General features: G+C 60.7%; 23 protein-coding genes. 9 read left to right on the top strand and 14 right to left on the bottom strand.

Going from position 1 to position 23,534, the window contains the following annotated elements:
• Positions 1 to 36 precede the first annotated feature (36 nt).
• Positions 37 to 849, top strand: a complete 813-nt coding sequence (gene djlA / locus AAY24_RS12070) for a co-chaperone DjlA (protein ID WP_046859892.1) — start codon at positions 37 to 39, stop codon at positions 847 to 849.
• A gap of 140 nt (positions 850 to 989) precedes the next feature.
• On the opposite strand, the gene AAY24_RS12065 is transcribed toward djlA, so the two are convergent.
• From AAY24_RS12065 to AAY24_RS12045, 5 genes are all read right to left on the bottom strand, one after another.
• Positions 990 to 1,424 (bottom strand): DUF411 domain-containing protein, encoded by a 435-nt coding sequence (locus AAY24_RS12065; protein ID WP_046859891.1) that lies wholly within the window; start codon positions 1,422 to 1,424, stop codon positions 990 to 992.
• 34 nt (positions 1,425 to 1,458) lie between these two features.
• Positions 1,459 to 2,670: a phosphoserine phosphatase SerB gene (serB, locus tag AAY24_RS12060; protein WP_046859890.1), complete on the bottom strand. Its 1,212-nt coding sequence runs from the start codon at positions 2,668 to 2,670 to the stop codon at positions 1,459 to 1,461.
• 183 nt (positions 2,671 to 2,853) lie between these two features.
• On the bottom strand, positions 2,854 to 3,141 hold the full coding sequence (locus AAY24_RS12055) for a YcgL domain-containing protein (RefSeq protein ID WP_046861271.1): 288 nt from the start codon (positions 3,139 to 3,141) through the stop codon (positions 2,854 to 2,856).
• A gap of 31 nt (positions 3,142 to 3,172) precedes the next feature.
• On the bottom strand, positions 3,173 to 3,442 hold the full coding sequence (locus AAY24_RS12050; protein WP_046859889.1) for a GIY-YIG nuclease family protein: 270 nt from the start codon (positions 3,440 to 3,442) through the stop codon (positions 3,173 to 3,175).
• Between the two features lie 31 nt (positions 3,443 to 3,473).
• Entirely contained in the window at positions 3,474 to 4,589 is a 1,116-nt protein-coding gene (locus AAY24_RS12045; RefSeq protein ID WP_046859888.1) for a PilT/PilU family type 4a pilus ATPase, read from the bottom strand.
• Between the two features lie 205 nt (positions 4,590 to 4,794).
• Between AAY24_RS12045 and AAY24_RS12040 the strand changes: the two genes are divergently transcribed.
• From AAY24_RS12040 to AAY24_RS12025, 4 genes are all read left to right on the top strand, one after another.
• A complete protein-coding gene (locus tag AAY24_RS12040; RefSeq protein WP_046859887.1) occupies positions 4,795 to 5,595 on the top strand; it encodes an MOSC domain-containing protein in 801 nt (266 codons plus the stop codon).
• 207 nt (positions 5,596 to 5,802) lie between these two features.
• Entirely contained in the window at positions 5,803 to 6,531 is a 729-nt protein-coding gene (locus AAY24_RS12035) for a TetR/AcrR family transcriptional regulator (RefSeq protein WP_082117130.1), read from the top strand.
• Positions 6,524 to 7,627, top strand: coding sequence for an efflux RND transporter periplasmic adaptor subunit (locus AAY24_RS12030; protein ID WP_046859886.1), 1,104 nt, complete (start codon positions 6,524 to 6,526; stop codon positions 7,625 to 7,627). Before AAY24_RS12035 ends, AAY24_RS12030 begins: the two co-directional genes overlap by 8 nt.
• Positions 7,624 to 10,722 carry an efflux RND transporter permease subunit gene (locus AAY24_RS12025; protein ID WP_046859885.1) on the top strand — a complete coding sequence of 1,033 codons (3,099 nt, stop codon included), beginning with the start codon at positions 7,624 to 7,626 and terminating at the stop codon, positions 10,720 to 10,722. The genes AAY24_RS12030 and AAY24_RS12025 overlap by 4 nt, the downstream gene beginning before the upstream one ends.
• A gap of 22 nt (positions 10,723 to 10,744) precedes the next feature.
• Here the strand turns inward: AAY24_RS12025 and AAY24_RS12020 are convergent, their stop codons facing one another.
• From AAY24_RS12020 to ubiK, 9 genes are all read right to left on the bottom strand, one after another.
• On the bottom strand, positions 10,745 to 11,200 hold the full coding sequence (locus tag AAY24_RS12020; RefSeq protein WP_046859884.1) for a GNAT family N-acetyltransferase: 456 nt from the start codon (positions 11,198 to 11,200) through the stop codon (positions 10,745 to 10,747).
• Positions 11,201 to 11,218: 18 nt separating this feature from the next.
• Entirely contained in the window at positions 11,219 to 11,488 is a 270-nt protein-coding gene (locus AAY24_RS12015; RefSeq protein WP_046859883.1) for an RNA recognition motif domain-containing protein, read from the bottom strand.
• A gap of 72 nt (positions 11,489 to 11,560) precedes the next feature.
• Positions 11,561 to 11,920: a hypothetical protein gene (locus AAY24_RS12010; RefSeq protein WP_046859882.1), complete on the bottom strand. Its 360-nt coding sequence runs from the start codon at positions 11,918 to 11,920 to the stop codon at positions 11,561 to 11,563.
• Between the two features lie 140 nt (positions 11,921 to 12,060).
• Complete coding sequence (locus AAY24_RS12005) at positions 12,061 to 13,980, bottom strand: ATP-binding cassette domain-containing protein (protein ID WP_046859881.1); 1,920 nt, start codon at positions 13,978 to 13,980, stop codon at positions 12,061 to 12,063.
• A 112-nt stretch (positions 13,981 to 14,092) separates the two neighbouring features.
• Complete coding sequence (locus AAY24_RS12000; RefSeq protein ID WP_046859880.1) at positions 14,093 to 14,548, bottom strand: hypothetical protein; 456 nt, start codon at positions 14,546 to 14,548, stop codon at positions 14,093 to 14,095.
• A 187-nt stretch (positions 14,549 to 14,735) separates the two neighbouring features.
• Complete coding sequence (ccoG, locus tag AAY24_RS11995) at positions 14,736 to 16,148, bottom strand: cytochrome c oxidase accessory protein CcoG (RefSeq protein ID WP_046859879.1); 1,413 nt, start codon at positions 16,146 to 16,148, stop codon at positions 14,736 to 14,738.
• A gap of 152 nt (positions 16,149 to 16,300) precedes the next feature.
• Positions 16,301 to 18,058: a sigma-54 interaction domain-containing protein gene (locus tag AAY24_RS11990; RefSeq protein WP_082117256.1), complete on the bottom strand. Its 1,758-nt coding sequence runs from the start codon at positions 18,056 to 18,058 to the stop codon at positions 16,301 to 16,303.
• Between the two features lie 87 nt (positions 18,059 to 18,145).
• Positions 18,146 to 19,657: a YifB family Mg chelatase-like AAA ATPase gene (locus AAY24_RS11985; RefSeq protein WP_046859878.1), complete on the bottom strand. Its 1,512-nt coding sequence runs from the start codon at positions 19,655 to 19,657 to the stop codon at positions 18,146 to 18,148.
• Between the two features lie 64 nt (positions 19,658 to 19,721).
• Positions 19,722 to 19,979, bottom strand: coding sequence for a ubiquinone biosynthesis accessory factor UbiK (ubiK, locus tag AAY24_RS11980; RefSeq protein ID WP_046859877.1), 258 nt, complete (start codon positions 19,977 to 19,979; stop codon positions 19,722 to 19,724).
• A gap of 291 nt (positions 19,980 to 20,270) precedes the next feature.
• Here ubiK and glnK point away from each other — a divergent pair, with 291 nt between their 5' ends.
• From glnK to AAY24_RS11950, 4 genes are all read left to right on the top strand, one after another.
• Positions 20,271 to 20,609 carry a P-II family nitrogen regulator gene (gene glnK / locus AAY24_RS11970; protein ID WP_046859875.1) on the top strand — a complete coding sequence of 113 codons (339 nt, stop codon included), beginning with the start codon at positions 20,271 to 20,273 and terminating at the stop codon, positions 20,607 to 20,609.
• A gap of 40 nt (positions 20,610 to 20,649) precedes the next feature.
• Positions 20,650 to 21,927: an ammonium transporter gene (locus AAY24_RS11965; RefSeq protein ID WP_046859874.1), complete on the top strand. Its 1,278-nt coding sequence runs from the start codon at positions 20,650 to 20,652 to the stop codon at positions 21,925 to 21,927.
• Positions 21,928 to 22,317: 390 nt separating this feature from the next.
• The gene (locus tag AAY24_RS11955) at positions 22,318 to 23,001 is read left to right on the top strand and encodes a GGDEF domain-containing protein (RefSeq protein ID WP_046859872.1); all 684 of its coding nucleotides are present in this window, start codon (positions 22,318 to 22,320) and stop codon (positions 22,999 to 23,001) included.
• A 27-nt stretch (positions 23,002 to 23,028) separates the two neighbouring features.
• Positions 23,029 to 23,508: a DUF4124 domain-containing protein gene (locus AAY24_RS11950; protein WP_046859871.1), complete on the top strand. Its 480-nt coding sequence runs from the start codon at positions 23,029 to 23,031 to the stop codon at positions 23,506 to 23,508.
• The last annotated feature ends 26 nt before the right edge of the window (positions 23,509 to 23,534 follow it).

The raw sequence follows: 23,534 nt of genomic DNA, 5'->3' as shown, positions 1-23,534 counted from the left end.
TGGTGATTCCCGATTAATCGCAGACAGGAGGCTCCATTGAGCTGGTGGGGAAAGTTGGCCGGCGGTGCGTTCGGCTTCATGGTAGGTGGGCCGATCGGTGCCCTGCTCGGGGCCGTGCTGGGCCATAATCTGGACAAGGGTCTGAAGGGGTTGTCCGACGAAGAGCGGCTCCCCCCGGGGGACCAGGAGCGGGTCCAGACCGCCTTCTTCACCACTACTTTCTCGGTCATGGGTGCCATCGCCAAGGCGGATGGCCGGGTGTCCCGGGATGAGATCGCCCTGGCCAACTCGGTCATGGCCGAGATGGATCTCAATGAGGAGATGCGCCGGACCGCCATCAATCTGTTCAACCAGGGCAAGTCGGCGGACTTCCCCCTGGATGAGGTGCTGAATCAGTTCCGCCGCGAGTGTCACCGGCGCAATACCCTGATTCAGATGTTTATCGAGATCCAGTTGCAGGCGGCCTACGCGGACGGTTCCCTGCACAAGGCGGAAGAGCAACTGCTGCTGCATATCTGCAAGCAACTTGGCATTCCCGAGTTCGCCTTCCGACGGTTGGAGAAGATGATCCGTGCCGAGGCCGGCTTCAGCGGCCGCGGCGGTGGCGGCCGGCAGGCCGGAGCAAAGCCGTCCGGCCCCACCCTGGAGGACGCCTACGCCATCCTGAATGTGTCGTCTGACGCCAGCAATGCGGAAGTGAAACAGGCCTACCGGCGTCTGCTCAGTCAGCACCACCCGGACAAACTGGTCTCCAAGGGGCTGCCGGAGGAGATGATGAAAATGGCCGCCCAGAAGACCCATGAGATCCGCCAGGCCTACGAGCGTGTGAAAGAGGCACGGGGTATTTAGCGGTTAGTGCTGCCGGCGTCCATGGGGCGCAACGCTAGGGTGGGTACGTTGTTTGTGCCCACGGGATACCCGATGACGGTGTGGACGTAGAAGATGTGCCCAACCTACCATCCTGAGCTGCCCTATACCCGCGTCGGGCGTCAATAATCGGCATATACCTGGCTGTTGCCTACCGCGTCGAAGGTGAGTACCTGGTAGGGATCCTTGCGGGCCCCCTCCATGCCGGGAGATCCCATCGGCATGCCGGGGACAGCCAGTCCGGCTACCGCCGGTTTGTCCCTCAGCAGTCGCTGGATGTCGGCCGCCGGTACATGCCCCTCGATCACATAACCGGACACCTCGGCGGTATGGCAGGAGCTGTGGCTTGCGGGTACCCCGAGCGACTGCTTGACCAGGGTCATGCGCCGGGTGTCATGGGCCTGGACAGCAAAGCCGTTGTCCCTGAGGTGTTTGATCCAGGCGTTGCAGCAGCCGCAGCTGGGGGATTTGTAGACGGTTATCAACTCCCCGGCAGTGACGCTGCTGACAGCCAGGCCCAACAGGGCGGTGGCGAGTTGTCTGAAGATCGGTTTCATGGCTGTCTCCCGGTTGTCTGGTTGAGCGCAGTGTCTAGTTGACTTCCCGGTCACGTACACCGAGCAGGTAGAGAATACCATCAAGACCCAGGGTGGAGATGGCGTGGCGGGCGTTTTTCCGAACCACCGGTTTGGCATGGAAGGCGACACCGAGGCCGGCCAGGCTGAGCATGGGCAGGTCGTTGGCGCCGTCACCCACCGCGATCACCTGTTCCAGGCTGATGCCCAGGTCATGGGCCATCTGCTGCATCAGCTCCGCCTTGCGGGCGCCGTTGACGATCTCTCCCTTGACCTGGCCGGTCAGCTTGCCGTCCCGGATATCCAGTTCGTTGGCGGAGATGAAGTCGACCCCCAGTTTCTTCTGCAGGTGGCGGGCGAAATAACTGAACCCGCCGGACAGGATGCCCACCTGGTATCCGAGCCGTTTCAGGTTGGAGATGAGCCGTTCCGCCCCCTCGGTGATCGGCAGGCGTTCAGCAATCCCGGCCAGCACCGACTCATCCAATCCCTTCAGCAGGGCCATGCGGCGCCGGAAACTCTCGTTGAAGTCGATCTCGCCCTGCATGGCGGATTCGGTGATGGCGGCCACGGCATCGCCCACTCCGGCGGCCTTGGCCAGCTCGTCGATCACCTCCACCTGGATCAGGGTCGAATCCATGTCGAACACGATCAGGCGCCGGTTGCGGCGATACAGGTCGTCTGCCTGGAACGCCACATCCACCTCGTCCCGGCTGCTGATCTCCAGCAGATCCTGGCGCAGCGCGCCCAGGTTATCCGCCTCGCCCCGGACAGTGAACTCAACACAGGCACGGCGGTGAGTATTGGCACTGCGCAGGGAGAAGCGTCCTGACAGACGGGTAATACCGTCGATATTCATGCCGTGGCTGGAGACCACCTGGGCCACGTGGGCGATGGTGCGGGCGTTCAGTTTACGCCCCAGCAGGGTGACGATGTAGCGCAGTTTGCCCTGCTGGCTGACCCAGTGTTCGTAGGCCTCCTCGTCGATCGGCGTGAAGTTTATCTGCAGGCCGAGTTGATGGGCCTGGAACAGCAGATCCTTGATAACCGGTCCGGACTGGGCCGCCGGCGGGATCTCCAGCAGCATCCCCAGTGACAAGTGGTCGTGGATTACCGCCTGGCCCAGGTCGAGGATATTGATCCGGTGATCGGCCAGTACCCCGGTGAGGGAGGCGGTCAGGCCGGCGTGATCTTTGCCGGTGACGTTGAGCAGTATGATTTCACGCATGGTTACAAGCCGCCACAATTCGGGGATGGAGCCGGGTTGGGTGAAAGGGATCAAGCATTGGGATCAGCATGGTGTATAGGGTTTTGTCATGTTGGTTGCGTCCCGCTGGCCAGGTCATTTTGCCGTTTTTCGGCGGACCGGATAGCGACGGCGCGGAATCCTCCCGGTTCCGGGGCGTCCCGGTCAAATGGTCTGGCCGTCGTTCAGCTCGGGTATCAGGTTGGGGGGCATCTGCAGATGGTAGCCGATGCTGCGCAGGTTGCCGATCACTTTGTTCACGTCCTCGCGGGCCAGCTGGCGATCGGGGTGCAGCTCAAGCTCCATCACCGGCAGGGGGGTGCCAAAGCGTTGCAGCAGTGCTTCCGGTACATCCTGGAAATCGTCCTCGCGGGCGAGATAGAGGTACATTTCGTCTTTTTTGCTGCTGCGGTAGATCCAGCAGTGGGTGGTGTTGTCGGCGGTTTCAGTCATGGTGATGGACACAGAGAGAAAACGTCATATTCTAGCGTGAATCATGCCGTTGTGCAGAGATCAGGCGTCGTTTCTGGGTCGCGCTGAGCTGTTTGATCTCCCACTCCCGGCGGCAGGCGGCCGCCCGGGAGCTGGCCGACTCCTGGTAGGCGAGCGTCAGTGGCCGCCGTACCCGGGTGTACTTGGCAGCCCGGTTGCTGTGGTTGTGTTCATGCAGGCGCCGCTCCATATCGGTGGTGACACCGGTGTAGAGACTGCCATCACTGCAGCGAAGGATATAGATTGTCCAGTTTTGCGTCATGCTCCGGGGTGGCCGTTCCACGCCGACCGGTTTAGAAGAACTCCTCGTCGGAGATGGCCATGGCGGCATTGTCGCCATCCACGTTGCCACTCTCGGAGAGACGGATCTTCAACGACAGGTTGTTGCGTGAATCGGCATTGGCCAGCGCCTCTTCCAGGGTGATCTTGCCCTCCTTGTAGAGTTTGTACAGTGCCTGGTCAAAGGTCTGCATGCCCCGCTCATTGCCCTGTTCCATGGCCTCCTTGACCGCGTGGATATCGCCCTTCTGGATCAGTTCCGCCACGAAGGTGGTGAGCAGCATGATCTCCACCGCCGGCACCCGTCGGCCATCCTTGCTCTTGACCAGACGCTGGGATATGACCGCTTTCAGGTTCAGCGACAGGTCCATGAACAGCTGGTGATGGGCCGAATCGGGGAAGAAGTTGACGATGCGGTCCAATGCCTGGTTGGCGTTGTTGGCGTGCAGGGTGGAGAGACAGAGATGGCCGGTTTCGGCGTAGGCGATGGCGTGCTGCATGGTCTGGCGGTCACGAATCTCGCCAATCAGAATCACATCCGGCGCCTCACGCATGGCATTTTTCAGCGCCACTTCGTAGGAGAGGGTATCCAGCCCCACTTCCCGCTGGTCTACCACCGATTTTTTATGGGTGTGCAGGAACTCCACCGGGTCCTCAATAGTGAGGATATGGCCGGTGGTGCTGGCGTTACGGTGATCGATCATGGAGGCCAGGGAGGTGGACTTACCGGAGCCGGTGGAGCCCACCACCAGGATCAGGCCGCGTGGCATCATAATCAGATCTTTAAGGGACGGGGGCAGGTTCAGCTCTTCGATGGTGGGGATATCGCCCTTGATATAGCGGATCACCATGGAGGCGTCACCCCGTTGCCGGAATACGTTGACGCGGAAACGTCCCAGTCCTTTCATGGAGACCGCCAGGTTGCACTCCATGGTACCTTCAAACTCGGAGATCTGGTCGTCACTCATGATCGAGTAGGCAAGTTTCCGTACCGCACCCGGCCCCATCGGTGTGTCACCGATCGGCATGGTGCGTCCCTCGGCCTTCAGGTTGGGGGGGGCACCTGTGCTGAAAAACAGGTCAGAGCCATTTTTCTGAACCATCAGCTTCAGGTAGGGTATGATCTCCATCTTTACATTTCTCCGGCGGACTGGCGCTTATGAATCAATTCTTGTCCCATTATAGGCGGCAGGTTCGGGTCGGAATGAAGGGCGGGTTTGGGGTATATTTGTGAAGTCCGTCACGCCAATCCGGGTGGACAACCGCCGCCGGTTCGGCTCATATGACTTTTCATCCGGTAATTTATCGGTCGCCTGTCAGGTTAAAGGATAATTCATGGCCCAGTTGACCCTCAGCGGACTCTACTTTTACCCGGTCAAGTCACTGCGCGGTGTCTCCCTGGAGCGGGCACCGGTGGGCAGCCGCGGTATCCAGTTGGATCGTCACTGGATGGTGGTGGATGGGGCCGGCAAGTTCATTACCCAACGCCAATATCCCCGCATGGCCCTGATCAGTACCGCACTCACCCCGGGAGCCCTGCGTCTGTCGGCGCCCGCTATGCCGGACATGGAGGTGCCCGTTGCACCCGGTGAAGGGGAGACCGCCAGCGTACAGGTCTGGGGTGATCACTGCCTGGCGCGTAGTGCCGGTGATGCCCCGGCCAACTGGCTGAGCCGTTTTCTCGGCGTCGATTGCAGACTGTTTTTCATGCCGGAAAGCACCGAAAGGGCGGTGGATCCCGATTATGCCACGGCCCATGACCGGGTCGGTTTCGCCGATGGGTTCCCGTTCATGCTGATCTCCCAGGCCTCTCTGGATGACCTCAATGGCCGGCTCGACACCCCCCTGCCGATGCAACGCTTCCGCCCCAACCTGGTGGTGACCGGCTGCGAGCCCTACGCGGAAGACAGCTGGCGCCGTATCCGGGTGGGTGAGATCACCTTCCGGGTCGCCAAGCCCTGCTCCCGTTGCGCTATCCCCGCCATCGATCCGGAGACGGCCGAGAAGGGTGCCGAACCCCTGCGCACCCTGAGCCGCTATCGCCGGGAAGGTAACCAGGTCTATTTCGGTCAGAATCTGCTGCATGACGGCAGCGGTGAACTGAAAATCGGCGCCCCGGTTGAGGTGCTGGAGTAAGACTCCGGCCCTGCCGCCTCCCCACCACCGGTCGATAATCCCGGATCAACTGTTACCCCACGGTCCCGGCAGGGTTTTTCGCGTCCTGTTTTTCATGCCCAGCGGTATCCAGCCGTCCCGCTTCAGTTCAGTTCCTGCGGGCTTGTGGTGATCTAACAAGGTGTCTAGAATACGCCTGACCGACCGGTCAGTTCGACAGGAATCCTGATGTCACCAGCACAATCCGATCATAGTCGCCCTTGTACCCAGGGTGAGGGGAGACTTTCCGCTGGTGGACAGGCTATTCTTGACGTGGCGGCCGGCCTGTTTTCGGAAAAGGGATTCGATGCCACCTCCATGAGCGAGGTGGCGCGCTGCGCCGGGGTCAGCAAGGGCAATGTATTTCACCACTTTGGCAGCAAGCACGAGCTCTATCTGGAGGTGATCCGCGAAGCCTGCCGCGACAGCGGTGAAGCGCTGCAACAGGGCCGTGATCAGGGCGGTCCGGTGACCGATCAGCTGTCCGCCTTCCTGGTACACCATCTGGAATCCCTGTTGCGCCGGGAGCAGGTCTCCCGCCTGGTGGTCCGGGAGGTGATGGAGTCCAGCCCCGAGGGGGGTAAGGAGTTGGCGGAGCGGGTGTTTTATGAGCGTTTTACCGAGCTGGTGGGGATCGTACAGGAGGGCCAGAGCAGCGGTGAGTTCCGGGCCAATCTGGATCCGGCCCTGTTGACCCTGATGATTATCGGCATCAACGTATTTTTCTTCCAGAGCCGCAATGTGCTGCGCCATTTTTCCCATGTGGATTTTGCCGACGACCCGGAACGTTTCGCGCAGATGGCGGCGGATCTGCTATTTCATGGCTGTCTCGGTAAACAACCACCCGACCCAACATCCGGTGAAGCTGCCGGCGACCCGGATTTACCCGTAATGTCTCAGGAAAAAGTTCATGATTAAACGGCTGATAATTGTACTTTTAGTGTTTGGTGCCGTCGCCGGCGGTATCGGTTACTGGAAATACCAGCAGTTCCAGATGATGACCGCCAAACTGACCGCACCGCGTCCGCCGGCCGTTGTGGCGTCGGCCACGGTGCAACAGGAGGCGTGGCAGCCGGTGTTGCGTGCGGTTGGCAGCCTGCGGGCCCAGAGCGGTATCGAGGTGACCAACGAGGTGCCGGGCATTGTCAGTCTGATCAACTTTGAGTCCGGCCAGACGGTAAAAGCCGGGGATGTGCTGCTGCGACTGGAGGACTCGGTGGAACTGGCCACCCTGGCCTCGCTCAAGGCGGACCAGCGACTGGCCGAGGTGCAGTACCGGCGCACCGCTGAACTGATGCCCAAGCAGGCGGTTTCCAAATCGGAGTTTGATATCGCCAAGGCCACGTATGAAAGCGCCCAGGCGAAGGTGGCGCAGCAGCAGGCCACGGTGGGTAAAAAGGTGATCCGCTCGCCGTTTGACGGCATTCTCGGTATCCGCCAGGTGGATCAGGGGCAGTTCCTGCCCGCCGGTAGCGCCATTGTCAGTCTGCAGGCACTGGACCCGCTCTACGTGGATTATTCGCTGCCGGAGCGGGAGTTCAGCAAGGTCGCCCCCGGTCAGCAGATACAACTGCGGGTTGCCGCCTATCCGGACGATCTGTTCGTTGGCAGCGTCAGCGCTATCGACTCGGGCGTCAACGAGGGCAGCCGCTCGATCAAGGTGCGGGGCACCATACCCAACCGGGATCGGCGTCTGCGACCCGGCATGTTCGCCGAGGTGGAGACCCTGTTGCCGAACCAGGGTGAGGTGCTGACCGTGCCGCGCACCGCCATCAGTTACAACACCTACGGCAACTTCGCCTACGTTATTGTGGAGGCCGAGGGTGGCGGACTGCAGGTGCAGCGGCGTCAGGTAAATACCGGCGCGGTGCGGGCAGGTCGCGTGGTGGTTACCGAGGGTCTGGAGGCGGGAGAGCAGGTGGTTGCCGCCGGGCTGGTGAAGCTGCGTGACGGCCAGTCGGTTACCATCGATAACTCCGTTGAACTGGACAACGGCAAGGTAGCCGAACAATGAAATTTACCGACATCTTTATCAAGCGCCCGGTTCTGGCGACGGTGGTCAGCCTGCTGATCCTGATCGTCGGCGTGCGTTCCCTTGGTCTGCTGGAGGTGCGCCAGTACCCGGTGATCGACAGTACGGTGGTTACGGTCACCACCACATACCCGGGCGCCAGTTCCGACCTGGTGAAGGGCTTTGTGACCACCCCGCTGCAGCAGGCCATCGCCGAGGCCAACGGTATTGACTACATGTTCTCTACCAGCACCCAGGGCAGCTCCTCCATTGAAGTGCACATGGAGCTCAATTACGACGCCAATGCGGCGGTCGCCGAGATCCAGGCCAAGGTGGCCAGTAAACGCAATGTGCTGCCGACCGATGCCCAGGACCCGGTAATCGAGTCCAGCACCGGTGACTCCACCGCCCTGATGTATGTGGCGTTCTACAGTGATGAGGTCTCCCGGGTACAGCTGGCCGATTATGTGCTGCGGGTTGTGCAGCCACAGCTGCAGGCGCTGCCCGGCGTGGCCAAGGCGCGCATGTTCGGTCAGCAGTTTGCCATGCGTATCTGGCTTGATCCACGCCGCATGGCAGCGTTGGGTGTCACCGCCGATGACGTGGCCAGCGTGTTGCGCGCCAACAACTACCTGGCGGGTGTCGGATCGACCAAGGGCAAGTATGTGGCGGTGGATCTGACCGCCAGCACCGATATCAACCAGGTGGAGGATTTTGAGCAGCTGGTGGTACGCAGCAGCAATGGTACCCTGGTGCGGCTGGGCGACATCGCCCGCACCGAGCTGGGCGCCGAGAACTACGACTCGACCGCCTGGTACAGCGGCATCCCGGCGGTCTTTATCGCCGTGGAGCAGGCGCCCGGGTCAAACCCGCTGACCGTGGCCGGACTGGTCAATGACGAGGTGCCGAAGATCCGCGCCCAGCTGCCGAAAGGGATGAACGTGATGATCCCTTACGATGCCAGTACCTTTATTCAGGACTCCATCGATGAGGTGTACGGCACCATTATGGAGGCGGTGCTGATCGTGCTGTTCGTGGTCTATCTGACCCTCGGTTCCTTCCGGGCGGCGGCGGTGCCGGCGGTGGCGGTACCCCTCTCCCTGGTGGGTGCGGCCTTTATCATGCTGCTGCTGGGTTATTCGCTGAATCTGCTGACCCTGCTCTCCATGGTGCTGGCGATCGGTCTGGTGGTGGACGACGCCATTATCGTGGTGGAGAACGTGCATCGTCACATCGAGCGGGGTGAAACCAAGTTCCATGCCGCCATCTACGGGGCGCGTGAAATGGCGGTGCCGATCATCGCCATGACCACCACCCTGCTGGCGGTGTATGCGCCGATCGGCTTCATGGGTGGTCTGGTGGGTACCCTGTTCACCGAGTTCGCTTTCACCCTGACCGGAGCGGTGATCATCTCCGGTATCGTGGCCCTGACCCTGTCGCCGATGATCTCTTCCCACGTGCTCAAGCCCCACGGCAACCAGGGGCGTTTTGAACAGCTGGTCGAGCGCTTCTTCAACTGGCTCTCCGCCGCCTATCTGAAGCTGCTGCACGGCTCCCTCTCCACGGTATCGGTGAGTGTCATTCTGGCCCTGCTCACCCTGCCGGCCATCTACCTGATGTTCATCACCAGCCAGAACGAGCTGGCCCCCACTGAAGATCAGGGCATCCTGTTCTACCAGGCCACCGGACCCCGTACCGCGACCCTCGATTATCACCGCGCCTATGCGCGACAGATTCATGAGGGCTTTACCCAGATTCCCGAGTTTAACGACGGTTTCTATATTCTGGGTCGTACCCAGGATACGGTGTTTGGCGGCTTCAAAATGACCTCCATCAGCAAGCGCGAACGCAGCCAGATGGAGCTGCAGCCGGAGGTGCAGGCGACGCTCGACAAGGTGGCCGGCTTCCAATCGGTGGCCTTCCCGCGGCCCAGTCTGCCCGGTTCTTCCGGTGGGTTGCCGGTGCAGTTCGTGCTCACCAGTGACCGTACCTATGAAGAGATCGCCGCTCTGGCAGACCAGATTATCGGTCGCGGCATGGCCAGCGGTAACTTCATGTTCCTGAAGAAGTCGGTGGATATTGATCGTCCTGTTACCCGTCTGCTGGTGGATCGGGACCGGGCGGGTGATCTGGGTATCAGTATGTCCGAGATCGGCGGTAACCTGGGCACCATGCTGGGTGGAGGTTACGTCAACTGGTTCAACCTGGAAGGTCGCAGCTATAAGGTGATCCCTCAGGTGGAGCAGGCGTTCCGGCTCGATGCATCGATGCTGGACAACTACTATATTCGCGCCGATAGCGGCGACCTGGTACCGCTCTCTGCCGTGGTCAGCATGGAGGACAGCGTGGAGCCGTCGAAGCGGACCCAGTTCCAGCAGCTTAACTCGGTGACCGTGGAAGGGGTGATGTTCCCGGGGGTCAAGTTGGGTGACGCACTGGCGTTCCTTGAGGCCCAGGCCCAGGAGCTGCTGCCGAAAGGTTACAGCTATGACTACGCCGGTGACTCACGTCAGTACGCCCAGCAGGGTAGCGGCCTGGTGATCACCTTCTTCCTGTCACTGCTGGTGATCTACCTGGTGCTGGCGGCCCAGTTCGAGAGCTGGCGCGATCCGTTGATCATCCTGATCTCGGTGCCCCTCTCCATTGCCGGTGCCATGGTGTTCATCACCCTGGGTATGGCGTCGATCAACATCTATACCCAGGTGGGTCTGATCACCCTGATCGGCGTGGTGGCCAAGAACGGTATCCTGATTGTGGAGTTCGCCAATCAGTTGCAGATCAAGGAGGGGCTGTCGAAACGTGAGGCGGTGGAGAAGGCGGCAGCCATTCGTCTGCGGCCCATTCTGATGACGGCAGTGGCCCTGATCGTGGCCATGTTCCCGCTGCTCACCGCCAGTGGGCCGGGTGCAGTGAGCCGGTTCGATATCGGTCTGACGATCACCACCGGCCTGGGTATCGGTACCTTCTTCACCCTGTTTATCCTGCCGGCCTTCTATCTGCTGCTGGCCCGGGATCACGTCAAGGCCCAGCAGGAGCTGGAGCACGAAGAGCACGAAGCCCTGCTGGATGAGGAGGGGCCGAAAGGCTCCGCCGTCTGAGCCCCTGACGCGCCGCCCTGGTTCAGCGGCGGCGCGTCAACGGCAGTATGAATACCTTCTGGGTTTTCAGTTCGGTAAAACCGTTGGCCTGATAGAAGTGGTGGGCACGTCTGCGCCGGATCTGGCAGCGAACCCGCAGACTCTGCAACTCCCTCTCCGCTGCCCACTGTCGGGCAGCCCCCAGTAACTGTCGCCCCACGCCCCGACCGCGGTGGCTTTCCGTCACCACCAGCCCGGCGATCTCCGCACAGGGTTCCGACTCCAGGGGGTAGTTGATGAACAGATGCAGCCAGCCGATCGGTTGGTGGTTTTCCGTGGCGATAAAGGCGCTGTGATCGGGGTGTTGCAGCAGTCGCTGTATGCGCGGCGTTATCACCGCCTCGCTGGCGGGATAGCCCAGTTCCACGGCCAATCGGGCCACCGCAGCAGCGTCCTCCTGCTGCAGAGTGCGAATTCGGATCAGGCGGGTCGGGTTCATCGAACGGCCGTCAGCGGGTCAGGTTTCGGCAGCGTCCGAAGTGGAAGCTGGTGGCGAGGCCTTTTTAACCCGGATCCGGTTGCCGTCCAGCTCCTGTCCATTGAGGTTTTTCATGGCCGCTTTGGCTTCGCCCGGGCTGGGCATATTCACAAAACCGAAGCCCTTGGAGAGACCACTGGCCTGGTCCATGACCAGGGTGCAGGACTGCACTCTGCCGCAGGCTTCGAACAGGGTGCGGAGTTCAGCTTCGGTGGTGCTGCGGGAGAGATTGCGAATCAGCAGTTTCATGGGGTTACCTGGAATGGGCTGGGGTGTGGATGGTCTGCCTGCTGCCGGGCCGGCAGAGGTCGCCGTCCGGATTCAGAATTTTTCATTACGTACCAGCCACTCCTGGCATGGCTGGTGACCCGCGTCAAGGGCTTCTCTGATCCGGCCGGTGGTGCCGGCAATGGCCTGCTGGAGCGCTTCTCTCTCGGTCCCGTAGGAGTTGCGCGGCGGCGCGGCCGACACGCTCTGCAGGGGCGTCTGGACGTGGTGGCTCAGATCAAAGTGGAACGGTTCTTCAGGGATGGCGGTGTTTTTATAGATCTTTATCTTCAGTTCGGGATTGAACTGATCGTGTCCCACATTGAGTAACAGTTTCACTTCACGAATCATCACGGAAGATTCCAGTACCTCGCTGTTCTCTTTCAATGCCCAGACGATGTCATCAACCGACATGTTTCTCTCCTGATCCGATCTGTGCCGGCAATGGGCCTGCGGCCGACCCGGCGAAATGCGCTTGTCGGACCATCGTTGACGATAGGGCGGGTGCTGGTCAACCTAAATTGTCCGATAGCTGCCGGCTACGGGGTTAATGCTCAGGCCTGTGCGCTGTGCAACTCCTGTTCGGCCGACTCCAGTGCCTCGCACGCCTCCAGCCACGCTTCCTCGGTCTGGCTGAGCTGCTGGTTGAGCTGGCTCTTGTCGGCCAGCAGCTGTTTCAGCTGCTCCTTGCGATCGGTTTCGTAGAGGGTCGGGTCGGCCAGGGCGCTCTCCAGCGCCTGCTGTTTTCCGGTCAGTTGCTCCAGCTGTTTTTCATATTTTTCCACCGCCTTGCGCAGCGGCTGCAGCTGTTTCCGGCGGGCCGCCTCGTTCCGTTTCCGCTCCTTGCGGGCGCTGGCGCTGTGCTCCGTGTCACTGCCGGTTTTCTCCGCCTTCTGGTCGGTGTTGCGGTTATCCGCCAGCCAGCGGGGGTATTCGTCCAGGTCGCCCTTGAACTCGTCCACCCGGCCGCCGTGGACCAGCAGCAACTGGTCAGTGGTGGTGCGCAGCAGGTGCCGGTCATGGGAGACCACCACCATGGCCCCTTCAAACTCCTGTAGCGCCTGTCCCAGGGCGTGGCGCATCTCCAGGTCCAGGTGGTTGGTGGGTTCGTCCAGCAGCAGCAGATTGGGGCGCTGATAGACCAGCAGGGCCAGTACCAGGCGCGCCTTTTCGCCGCCGGAGAAGGGGGCCACCGGGCTTTCAGCGCGATCCCCGGCGAAGCCGAAGCCGCCGATGAAATCGCGCAGCGACTGTTCAGTGGCCTTGGGGTCGAGACGCAGCAGATGGTCCAGGGCGCTCTCATCCGGGCGTAGCTGGTCCAGTTGATGCTGAGCAAAGTAGCCGATTTTCAGATCCTGAGCGGTCTCCCGCTTGCCCCCGTTCGGTTGCAGCTCGCCGGCCAGTAACTTGATCAGGGTGGATTTACCGGCGCCGTTGGGACCCAGCAGGCCGATGCGCTCCCCGGGGGAGAGGGTCAGGTTGATCCGGTCGAGGATCTGGCGGTCACCATAACCGGCGCTCGATTCAAGCAGCTTGAGCAGCGGGTTGGGGGTCTTGTCAGGGGTTTTGAAGGCGAAGTGGAAGGGTGAGTCCACGTGGGCCGGTGCGATCAGCTCCATGCGCTCCAGCGCCTTCAGCCGGCTCTGGGCCTGGCGCGCCTTGGTCGCCTTGGCGCGGAACCGCTCCACGTAACTGCGGATGTGGGCCACTTCCCGCTGCTGTTTCTCATGGGCCGCCTGCTGATTGGCCAGGCGCTCCGCCCGGATGCGTTCGAAGGCCGAGTAGTTGCCAGTGTAGAGAGTGATCTGCTCCTGCTCGATATGGGCGATGTGGCTGGTAACGGAATCGAGAAAATCCCGGTCATGGGAGATCAGTAACAGGGTACCGGGATAGCTTTTGAGCCACTCCTCCAGCCAGATGACCGCGTCCAGATCCAGGTGGTTGGTGGGCTCGTCCAGCAGCAGCAGATCGGAGCGGCACATCAGGGCACGGGCCAGGTTGAGGCGCATGCGCCAGCCGCCGGAAAAGCTGTTGACCGGCTGGTGCTCCTCGCCGGGTCGGAAACCGAGCCCGTGGATCAGCCGGGCAGCCCGGGAGCGGGCGGTGTAACCGCCGATAACATCCAGCCGGGCATGCAGTTCGGCCAGCTGCTCGCCCAGCTGGGCGGTTTCCGCTTCGGCCAGTTGCTGCTCGATCAGGCGTAACTCCTCATCGCCATCCAGTACGTAGTCCAGCGCGTCCCGGGGATCGGCCGGGGTCTCCTGGGCCACGTGGGCGATCACCCAGTCCCTGGGGCGATAGAACTCCCCCCCATCGGCATGCAGCTGGTCACGGATCATGGCGAACAGGCTCGACTTGCCGGTGCCGTTGGCGCCGGTGATACCGACCCGCTGACCGGGATGGATGGTGAAGCTGGCATCGGTGAAGAGCGGCTTCACCCCGCGTCGCAAACTGAGTTTATCGAATCTGAGCATGGCGGCGAATTCTACCGCTTTCTGCTCCGCAGCGGGAGCGCCGTGTTAGCTGGTTGGGTGGCAAAGGGGCACTTTTACCTGGTTGCCGGTTGTGCCGGGCCGGCTGGCCCGGTCAGGGCTTGGCCGGGGCCTGTCGGGTGCGGGCCGCCAGTGCGTCATAACCCTTCAGCTGGTACTCGGCAATCTCGATGGATCGATCATATTGCCGGTTGAGCTGCTGGAGTGCCTGCCCGTCCCCCTGTTCCCAGGCCCGCTGGGCGAATGCCTCAGAGAGGGCGATAAAAATCCGCTGGGTATGGTAATGGGCAAGATCGTGGTTCGGTTTCAGGGTTTGCAGGCTGTGCAGGTGCTGAAATTTCTCCAGCAGTTCACGATGGTAGGCGCGATTATAGAAAAGATTGGCAATCTCGGCCCGGTCACATTTTTTTGCTATCTGCCGCAACTGCTCGGGGGGCTGTTGGCTGCTGCCAGGAAAGGGCCGGTTGCAGTCTGCGTCAGCAACGGCCAGGCCAGAGAGGCAAAAGAGTGCACCGGCCAGAAGCGGGCCGATCAAGCGATAACAGTGCATTTTATACCTCCTGCCAGTACTGGCTTTGCTGTGCCTGCCTTCTCTGAGTGTAGTCAGGATTGCCCGGTTGGGTCGGCCGCATTGGCGACCAGTTAATGAATTTCCAAGGCAGAGTGCCGGTTGTCAGGGCGCTCTGATCCGGAATGTTGTGGAACCATTGATAGATTTAGCGGCAGACAGGGCGAAGTTATGAAGTCCCTCCGGGAGCTGCTGCGTCCGGTCCGATGAATACGCTTCTGTACTCGATCACGGCACCACCCTGTCGGATGAGGCGAAATGTGATCGGAGTGATACCGGTAGGCAGTTGGGACTTTGATAGCTCCAGGAAGATGTCGGCGACCCTGGTCGTTTCAGCGGCGATGGCCAAATTCGATTGGCCCATGATACGTGCATTCTCAAGCCCGCTGACTAGGATTTGATAGTGGGCCGGGACTTGGCTTCTGTTCTGGATCTTGATCCGGTAGCGGTTGCGGATATCACCGCTGCTCATGGTGATGAAGAGGGGCTGCCGGTAGTGGTAGATGTTGAGGTTGGTGTCACCAATGTTGTTAATACCCAGGATGATGATCAGCAGGCAACTGGCCAGGATAGCCAGGGAGACCGTGACCCGCAGGATCGGTATTGAAGGCCCCTTATTGCCGGATGCCAGGCTTGCCAGTGAGCTGTAACGGATCAGGCCGGTGGGGCGATCGATACGGGTCATGACGTGATCGCAGGCGTCAATACAGAGACCGCAGGTGATACAACCGATCTGCTGTCCATCGCGAATATCGATACCGGTAGGGCAGACCGCGACACAGAGACCGCAGTCGATGCAGTCTCCCGCCTGGTTGGCCTGTTTGGTGGAGCGATGCTGGCGCGGTTCGCCGCGCAGATAGTTGTAGGTAGGCAGGATGGTCTGGTCGCCATACATGACGCCCTGGATGCGTGCATAGGGGCAGAGCCAGAAACAGACCTGTTCGCGCATAAAACCGGCAAACAGGTAGGTTCCGGCAGTGAACATGGCGAGAATAATCCAGGCCGCCGGGTGAGCGTCGAGTGCGAAGTAGTCAACCCACAGCTGACGGGCATCGGTAAACCAGGCGGCAAAGCTGACCCCGGTAAGTGCGGCGATCAGCAACCACAGCAGGTGCTTGGCCGACTTGGTAAGCAGCTTATGCATCCCCCAGGGAGCCCGGTCCAGCTGTTGCCGGGCGCGCGGTGGTCCCTCGATTAGCGTCTCTATCCAGGTGTAAAGATCCGTCCAGACGGTCTGGAAGCAGACGTACCCGCAGAATGCCCGGCCGGCTACAACCGTGACTACGAAGAGCAGCATGGCCAGGAACAGCAGTACAAAGGTCAGTAACCAGATGTCCTCGGGCATAACAGTCAGGTCGAAAAACTGGAAACGCCGGTGGGGAATATCCAGCAGTACGGCCTGGTGTCCCTCCCACTGCAGGTAAGGGCCGAAAAAGAACAGCAGCCAGAAGGAGGCGGTCCAGTGTTTCAGGCGGCGAAAACGTCCCGGCATGCGTTTCGGGTAAATCTTGCCGTTCCCGGCATAAACGGGCAGGCCGTGCCCGGCCTTGATTTCTGGTTGTGGGGTTAGGGTCGTTGGCATATTCAAAAAACCAGCTCCGGAAGTGGATGAGTACCCGGTGCTGTATCAAAAGCCATGCCACCCTGTAATGCATGGCCAAATGCCTATTGAATCAATTGGTTATCCAGGCCGGGTTGGGCCGGTTATCCGGACGGGGTTGACGATATCTCGTATCAGTCACGAAATATGGTTTCATGGGGTTCGATGCCCAGCTTTTTCATCCGGGAGCGCAGCGTGTTGGGATGGATATCGAGCAGGCTGGCGGCGCCACGTGATCCGGCAATCACCCCGGAGGTGAATGCCAGGGCCTGTTGAATATGCCGGCGCTCCATATCCGCCAGTGTGGGGATTTTGCCCGCCACGGTCGTCATGGGTGTGGGCATGAAATCGGACAGATTGAGTTCCGGCCCGTCGGCCATGATGACGCCACGCTCGATCATGTTCTGCAGCTCTCGGATATTGCCAGGCCAGCTGTGGTGGGTCAGCTTGATCAGCGACTCCGGGTCGATGCGCTGCATGTTTTTGCCAAATTTGCGCCCGGCCTGGGCGAGGAAATGGCGTGCCAGTATGGTTATGTCCTCCGGCCGCTCCCGCAATGCAGGCATTTCGATGGGAAATAGGTTGAGCCGGTAAAACAGGTCTTCGCGAAACTGCCCCTTCTCTACCATCTGCGGCAGATTCCGGTTGGTGGCGGCGATAATCCGCACATTCACCGTGACCGGTGAGGTTCCTCCAACCCGCATCACCTCCTGGTCCTGCAGTATACGCAGCAGCTTGACCTGGGCATTGGGTGGCAGTTCGCCGATTTCGTCCAGAAACAGGGTGCCATTGTGGGCCAGTTCAAAACGTCCCTTGCGGGTGCTTTGTGCGTGGGTAAAGGCGCCTTTTTCGTGGCCGAACAACTCGCTCTCCACCAGGCCTTCCGCGATTGCTCCGCAGTTCACCTTGATCAGTGCCTGCTGGTTGCGCTTGCTCTGATCGTGTATCGAACGGGCGATGAGCTCTTTTCCAGTGCCGCTCTCCCCGGTGATCAAAACCGTTGCGTCGGTACGGGAGACGTGGCGTACCAGTTGCATCACCTGTTTCAGGGCGTCCGAGTTGCCGATGATCTGGCCGAAATTGTGCTCTTCCCGGATCTCTTCCTGGAGATAGGCGTTGTACTCCTGTAACTGCTCTTTGAGGTGCTCCACCTCCCGAAAGGCTTCCAGCAGTTGCTGTTCAGCTTTTTTGCGTTCGCTGATGTCCTTAAACACCACCACTGCGCCAGAGAGTCGGTCGCCATCATAAATGGGGGTGCTGGTGTAATCGACCGGGAAACTGCTGCCGTCCTTGCGCCAGAAACACTCGTCATCCACTTCGTGAACTTCACCGTCATTGATGGCTGCGTAGATGGGGCACTCTGTATGTGGATAGGGCGTGCCATCCGCATGGCTGTGATGGTGTTTATAGTGGATGTTGTGGCCGATGGTTTCCCCGGCACTCCAGCCGGTCATCTCGATGGCGGCGGGATTCACAAAAGTGGCCCGACCCTCCAGGTCCAGTCCGTAAATGCCTTCGCCGGCCGCATCGAGTATGGATTCGATATGGCGTTGCAGCGCCCGTTGATTGCCCTGCTGCTGCTTGTAGGGGGTGATATCCACTGCCACGGCATGGCAACCGGCTGTGCCGGGGTTGGGCTCTACCACCACCAGGTAGGTTCGGTTGCGACGGCTGGCTTCATAGGTGCCTGCTGTACCCTGCAGCGCGGCACGATGCACCTGGATGGCCTGCTGGCGCTCACCGGCGTCGATCAGGGCGCTGTCCAGGCGCTGTCCGTTGGAAACGGCGCCGCTGAAGAAGCCCGTTTCGACAGGCGCCAGAAACTGCAGTTCGGGGTCCAGCTGCCAGTGGTAGGTTGATGACAGCGCGGCGTCGGTATTGGCTGATGACATGGTGGTTTCCAGAGTTAGGGAGGCAACCATGGCACCTGATGCCCATCCAGTCAACGCCGCCCGGCAGCGGGTTCGAGCTCGCCCGGTTTACGCCTGTCTGTCCAGCCGACGGTAGCCAATCGCCTCACCCAGGTGAGCCGGGGTGATGGTATCGGACCGGGACAGATCGGCAATGGTGCGGGCCAGACGCAGAATGCGGTGATAGGCCCGCGCCGACAGGCCCAGCTGATCCATGGCACGGGTGATCAGTTGGCGTGATTCGTCGCTGAGTTGACAGACCGCCTCCAGCTGGCGCCCGGCCAGCTGGCTGTTGGGGCAGCCGTTGCGCGTCATCTGCTGTTGGCGGCACTGTTCCACCCGGGCCTGTACCTGGCGGCTGGGTTCGGCCGGTGACGCGGGTTGACTGTTCAGATCCTGTGCCGGCAGACGGGGCACTTCGATGGTCATGTCGATGCGATCCAGCAAGGGACCGGAGATTCGATTGCGGTAACGGGCTACCTGGTCGCTGCTGCAGCGACACAACTGGCCGCTGTTATCCCCCAGATAACCGCAGGGGCAGGGGTTCATGGCGGCCACCAACTGGAAGCGGGCCGGGAACTGCTCCTGCCGGGCGGCCCGGGAGATGGTCACCTGACCACTCTCCAGGGGTTCGCGCAGTACCTCCAGCACGCGCCGGTCGAACTCCGGCAGTTCATCGAGGAACATCACCCCGTTATGGGCCAGGGATATCTCGCCGGGGCGCGGGTTACTGCCGCCGCCCACCAAAGCGACCCCGGAGGCGGTGTGGTGTGGGGCGCGAAACGGCCGTTGGCGCCAGTCTGCGGCGGAGAAGCCCAGGTTGCTGATGGAGCGGATAGCGGCGGTCTCCAGTGCCTCCTGTTCGGTCATGCCCGGCAGGATACCGGGCAGGCGGGAGGCGAGCATCGACTTGCCGGTGCCGGGCGGACCGATCATCAGCAGACTGTGGGCACCGGCGGCGGCGATCTCCAGCGCACGCTTGGCGTGCTGTTGACCCCGCACATCGGCCAGATCCGGCTGCTGTGCCGGAGCGGGCGGCTCGGGAGCTGTTGGGTGGGGAGCAACTTCATCACCCTTGATCAGCAGGTCGCAGACACTCAGCAGGTGGTTGGCCGGAAACAGCGGGATCTGGCTGACCAGTGCCGCTTCACCGGCGCACTCCTGGGGCAGGATCAGACCGCGACCGGCATCCCGGGCCGCCAGGGCCACCGGCAGTACTCCCTTGACCGGCCGGAGCGCCCCGGACAGGGCCAGTTCGCCGATGAATTCATACTGATGGAGAGACTGGCTCGGGATCTGTCCCGAGGCGGCCAGGATGCCCAGGGCGATAGCCAGGTCAAACCGCCCGCCCTCTTTAGGCAGATCGGCCGGGGCCAGGTTGATGGTGATGCGGCGGGGTGGAAATTCGAAACCGGAGTTGAGCAGGGCGCCCCGGACCCGATCCTTGCTCTCCTTGACCGCCATTTCCGGCAGGCCAACGATTGAGAGCGCCGGCAGGCCATTGGCCAGGTGTACCTCAATGGTGACCAGGGGTGCCTGTATACCGCTGCGGGCACGGCTGTGCAGTGTGGCGAGAGACATATTCACCTTCCATGGTGTGTGTCGGGCTGATCGTCACTGATCGATGTTATCTGATATCAGGCGGTCACTCGGATGCTGGCTGTTTACCGGCTTCCAGTTCGGCGACACGCTGCTCCAGCTGCTCCAGCTTTTCCCGGGTGCGCAACAGCACAGCACGCTGAACTTCGAACTCCTCCCGGGTCACCAGTTCCAGGTGGTTAAGCCCTGTCTCCAGTGCTGAACGCAGGTTTTTCTGCAGGTCTTCCTGGAGCAGTTGCAGGCCGCTTGGAACGCTGCCGGCCACCCGTTTGGCGAGGTCATCTAAAAGCTTGGAATCAATCATGGGCGCAAGATAACGGGGGCGAAGGCGGTTGTCCAGTCCTGCGGATCATGCAGCGCAGCAAAATTGCCCTGGTTTAAGTGCACTATAATGGTGCGAAGGCTGTATAGAGCCTCTTCTTGGTGCATGTTTTTTTTTCGCCATTTTATGGGTATCTGTATAACTTCCTGTGTTGAAAGGAAAAATAGCTGTTGGCACGGGATCTGCTGATGTGATGTCAAGCCGGGCCGGAACTTCTGGTCCATAAGTGGGAATGGCTGAACAACTTAAATTTAAACAGCAGGAGAACAAGCAATGAAACTGGTTTCTGCAATCATCAAGCCCTTCAAGCTGGATGACGTACGTGAAGCGCTATCTGAGATTGGCGTGTCAGGTATTACCGTCGTCGAGGTTAAGGGTTTCGGCCGACAGAAAGGCCATACTGAGCTCTATCGCGGTGCTGAATACGTGGTCGATTTTCTACCCAAAATCCGGGTCGACGTGGCTGTTGCCGCAGACAAGCTGGATCAGGTGATCGAGGCGATCAGCGAAGCGGCCAAAACCGGCAAGATCGGTGACGGCAAGATTTTCGTCACCAACCTGGAACAGGTGGTGCGGATACGCACCGGCGAAACCGGTCCCGATGCGCTCTGATTCCTGAAGAACACGTTTCTAAATTAAAGAGGTGAATGCAATGGAAGAGATACTCAATCTTCGCTACGCCCTCGATACCTTCTACTTCCTGGTATCGGGCGCGTTGGTGATGTGGATGGCGGCAGGTTTCGCCATGTTGGAGGCGGGGCTGGTACGGGCCAAGAATACCGCCGAAATCCTGACCAAGAATGTGGCGCTGTTCGCCATCGCCAGCATCATGTACATGCTGATGGGTTACGGCATTATGTACCCGGAAGCGGGTAACGGCGTGATCCCGTCGTTTGATCTGTCGTTCATGTTTGGCGGCGACAACGATCCGGGCGCGGTCCTGAAACAGGATCCGGCGGGCTGGTATGACGGTGATTACTACTCCGGTATGTCCGACTTCTTCTTCCAGGTGGTGTTTGTGGCTACCTCCATGTCCATCGTCTCCGGTGCGGTGGCCGAGCGTATGAAACTGTGGAGCTTCCTGCTGTTTGCTGTGGCCATGACCGGTTTCATCTATCCCATGCAGGGTTACTGGAAGTGGGGCGGTGGTTTCCTTGATGGCCTCGGATTCCAGGATTTCGCGGGTTCCGGTGTGGTCCATCTGGCAGGTGCCTCAGCTGCGTTGGCCGGTGTCCTGTTGCTGGGTGCCCGTAAGGGTAAGTACGGCCCCGGTGGTGAGATCCGCGCGATCCCCGGTTCCAACATGCCGATGGCGACCCTGGGTACCTTTATCCTCTGGTTGGGCTGGTTTGGATTCAACGGTGGTTCAGAGCTGATCCTCTCCAATGTGGGTGAGGCCAACGCCGTCGCCGCTGTATTTGTCAATACCAACGCAGCCGCAGCCGGTGGTGTGGTAGCTGCATTGCTGACCGCCCGGGCTATTTTCGGCAAGGCTGATCTGACCATGACCCTTAACGGCGCACTGGCGGGCCTGGTGGCGATTACGGCTGAACCGCTGGCCCCAACCCCCCTCTGGGCGACGGTTGTCGGCGCGGTTGGTGGTGTGCTGGTGGTGTTTGCCATCCTGTCACTGGACAAGATGAAGATTGATGATCCTGTCGGTGCCATTTCGGTGCATGGTGTGGTCGGTATGTGGGGTCTGTTGGCCGTACCGTTCTCCAACGACGGTGCAACCTTCGGCGCACAGCTCACCGGCCTGGCCGTGATCTTCGCCTGGACCTTCGTCGCCAGCTTTGTGGTCTGGCTGCTGATCAAGGTGACCATGGGTATCCGGGTCTCCGAAGAGGATGAGTACAACGGTGTTGATCTGAGCGAGTGTGGGCTGGAAGCCTACCCCGAGTTTGTCGGATCACGTGGTTCCGGTATCTGATCGATACTTAACCAACCCGAGGGGCGCCCTGGTGGCGCCCCTTTTTTTTGTCCAGGGATGGACTTATGCCGCGGACGACTCCAGGGATGGAGGAGGTAGAGCGAAGCAGGATGCCAGAGCCGAGGCCAGGGAAGGCCGGGAGCGGCTTTGGGAAGGGATGGACTTATGCCGCGGACGACTCCAGGGATGGGGGAGGTAGAGTGAAGCAGGATGCCAGAGCCGAGGCCAGGGAAGGCCGGGAGCGGCTTGTTTCCGGTCGGAAAGGGATGGTGGCTGGCCACCGGGGGTGGAAAGTGGCTGGAGTGGGAGTGAATCGGTGCTTAGTTGCTGAAACTTTGCTTTCATGTCCGTAGAATCGGAACCATTGAAAGATCCACGGGTAGGATTCGCATGCGCGAACAAGAGAACAAAAAACCGCGGTGTCCCGTTGACGCGCCCAGTTGCGAGCACATCGATAATCTGCTCGCGCTGCAGGATGAAGTCATATCGTTAAAGGAGCTGGTGTTGACCGACCCGTTGACCCGGCTGTTCAACTTCCGACACTTCTCCCAGGCACTGGAACAGGAGCTGGAGCGGACCCACCGCACGGCCCAGCCAACGGCGCTGATCATGCTCGATCTCGATCATTTCAAACGGGTCAATGATACCTGGGGGCACGACGTAGGTAATCAGGTACTTTGTCATGTGGCCGGGCTGATGCTTACCCTGCTGCGTAAAATCGATATACCTTGCCGCTACGGCGGAGAGGAGTTTGCCCTGATTCTGCCGGGGACACCGCTGCCCCGGGCGATCAATGCCGCCCGGCGTCTGCGGACCGCCATCAAGGAGACCCCGGTGATGGTGTCAGAGAAGCCACTGTACGTCACCGCCAGCATGGGGGTGAGTGTTTACCAACGTAGCAGCAACCTCTCAGCCGAGGCGTTTGTAAGGCAGGTGGATGAGTTGCTCTACGCAGCCAAGTCCCAGGGCCGCAACCGGGTGGTGCATCCCGATCTTGAAACCATGCGGCCGGCCGGACAGGTGAGTGCAGATGAGAAGGCTGCGCTCTACGGGTTGGATTCGCCGGGGGGTTGAGAACAGATTATGGTAAGTGGGAGCGGAATGTTACGCAAGGTGATCTGCCTGCTGTTGTCACTGGGCGGTGTCTGGTGGGGTTTAGCAGATGGGGCGGTGTATCGCTGGGTTGATGAGAACGGACGCACCCAGTTCGGTGATCGCCCCCCGGCGGGGCGGTCGGCGGAGGAGCTCCAAATCAAGAGTCGGCCGACACCGGGCTCAGATGGGACCGACGCTCCCGCGAATGCCGAGCAGCGGCGGGAGTTGCAGCAACGGATGCTGGATGCCTACCGGGATGAGCGTGAAGCGAAGCAGCAGGCGCGGGAGAAGAAGGCGGCCCAGGAGGCGAAGCGCAAACGGGCCTGTACCCAGGCGAAAGACCAACTGCGCAGTTTTGAGGCGGCCGGGGCACTGTACAAATTACAGCCGGACGGGTCGCGCCGCTACCTGTCGGACCAGGAGTACCAGGCGGTTCTGCGCAAGACCCGGGAGCGGGTAAAGCAGTATTGTCGTTCGGGTGGCTGAACAGCCTTTATGCCGGTTCGGAAAGA

Origin of the sequence: Sedimenticola thiotaurini, assembly GCF_001007875.1 — a bacterium.
GTDB lineage: Bacteria > Pseudomonadota > Gammaproteobacteria > Chromatiales > Chromatiaceae > Sedimenticola > Sedimenticola thiotaurini.
Note: the sequence above shows the minus strand (reverse complement) of the source record. Positions and strands in the feature narration are given on the sequence as shown.

What these genes read in the sequence shown, in the direction of transcription:
- AAY24_RS11965 (WP_046859874.1), top strand. Translation starts at nt 20,650, where the DNA reads ATGGAAGAGATACTCAATCTTCGCTACGCCCTCGATACCTTCTACTTC.
- AAY24_RS12020 (WP_046859884.1), bottom strand. Translation starts at nt 11,200, where the DNA reads ATGAACCCGACCCGCCTGATCCGAATTCGCACTCTGCAGCAGGAGGAC.
- AAY24_RS11955 (WP_046859872.1), top strand. Translation starts at nt 22,318, where the DNA reads ATGCGCGAACAAGAGAACAAAAAACCGCGGTGTCCCGTTGACGCGCCC.
- AAY24_RS11985 (WP_046859878.1), bottom strand. Translation starts at nt 19,657, where the DNA reads ATGTCTCTCGCCACACTGCACAGCCGTGCCCGCAGCGGTATACAGGCA.
- AAY24_RS12025 (WP_046859885.1), top strand. Translation starts at nt 7,624, where the DNA reads ATGAAATTTACCGACATCTTTATCAAGCGCCCGGTTCTGGCGACGGTG.
- ccoG (WP_046859879.1), bottom strand. Translation starts at nt 16,148, where the DNA reads ATGCCAACGACCCTAACCCCACAACCAGAAATCAAGGCCGGGCACGGC.
- AAY24_RS12040 (WP_046859887.1), top strand. Translation starts at nt 4,795, where the DNA reads ATGGCCCAGTTGACCCTCAGCGGACTCTACTTTTACCCGGTCAAGTCA.
- glnK (WP_046859875.1), top strand. Translation starts at nt 20,271, where the DNA reads ATGAAACTGGTTTCTGCAATCATCAAGCCCTTCAAGCTGGATGACGTA.
- ubiK (WP_046859877.1), bottom strand. Translation starts at nt 19,979, where the DNA reads ATGATTGATTCCAAGCTTTTAGATGACCTCGCCAAACGGGTGGCCGGC.
- AAY24_RS12010 (WP_046859882.1), bottom strand. Translation starts at nt 11,920, where the DNA reads ATGTCGGTTGATGACATCGTCTGGGCATTGAAAGAGAACAGCGAGGTA.
- AAY24_RS12000 (WP_046859880.1), bottom strand. Translation starts at nt 14,548, where the DNA reads ATGCACTGTTATCGCTTGATCGGCCCGCTTCTGGCCGGTGCACTCTTT.
- AAY24_RS11950 (WP_046859871.1), top strand. Translation starts at nt 23,029, where the DNA reads ATGTTACGCAAGGTGATCTGCCTGCTGTTGTCACTGGGCGGTGTCTGG.
- AAY24_RS12045 (WP_046859888.1), bottom strand. Translation starts at nt 4,589, where the DNA reads ATGGAGATCATACCCTACCTGAAGCTGATGGTTCAGAAAAATGGCTCT.
- AAY24_RS11990 (WP_082117256.1), bottom strand. Translation starts at nt 18,058, where the DNA reads ATGTCATCAGCCAATACCGACGCCGCGCTGTCATCAACCTACCACTGG.
- AAY24_RS12065 (WP_046859891.1), bottom strand. Translation starts at nt 1,424, where the DNA reads ATGAAACCGATCTTCAGACAACTCGCCACCGCCCTGTTGGGCCTGGCT.
- AAY24_RS12050 (WP_046859889.1), bottom strand. Translation starts at nt 3,442, where the DNA reads ATGACGCAAAACTGGACAATCTATATCCTTCGCTGCAGTGATGGCAGT.
- AAY24_RS12055 (WP_046861271.1), bottom strand. Translation starts at nt 3,141, where the DNA reads ATGACTGAAACCGCCGACAACACCACCCACTGCTGGATCTACCGCAGC.
- serB (WP_046859890.1), bottom strand. Translation starts at nt 2,670, where the DNA reads ATGCGTGAAATCATACTGCTCAACGTCACCGGCAAAGATCACGCCGGC.
- AAY24_RS12005 (WP_046859881.1), bottom strand. Translation starts at nt 13,980, where the DNA reads ATGCTCAGATTCGATAAACTCAGTTTGCGACGCGGGGTGAAGCCGCTC.
- AAY24_RS12035 (WP_082117130.1), top strand. Translation starts at nt 5,803, where the DNA reads ATGTCACCAGCACAATCCGATCATAGTCGCCCTTGTACCCAGGGTGAG.
- AAY24_RS12015 (WP_046859883.1), bottom strand. Translation starts at nt 11,488, where the DNA reads ATGAAACTGCTGATTCGCAATCTCTCCCGCAGCACCACCGAAGCTGAA.
- AAY24_RS12030 (WP_046859886.1), top strand. Translation starts at nt 6,524, where the DNA reads ATGATTAAACGGCTGATAATTGTACTTTTAGTGTTTGGTGCCGTCGCC.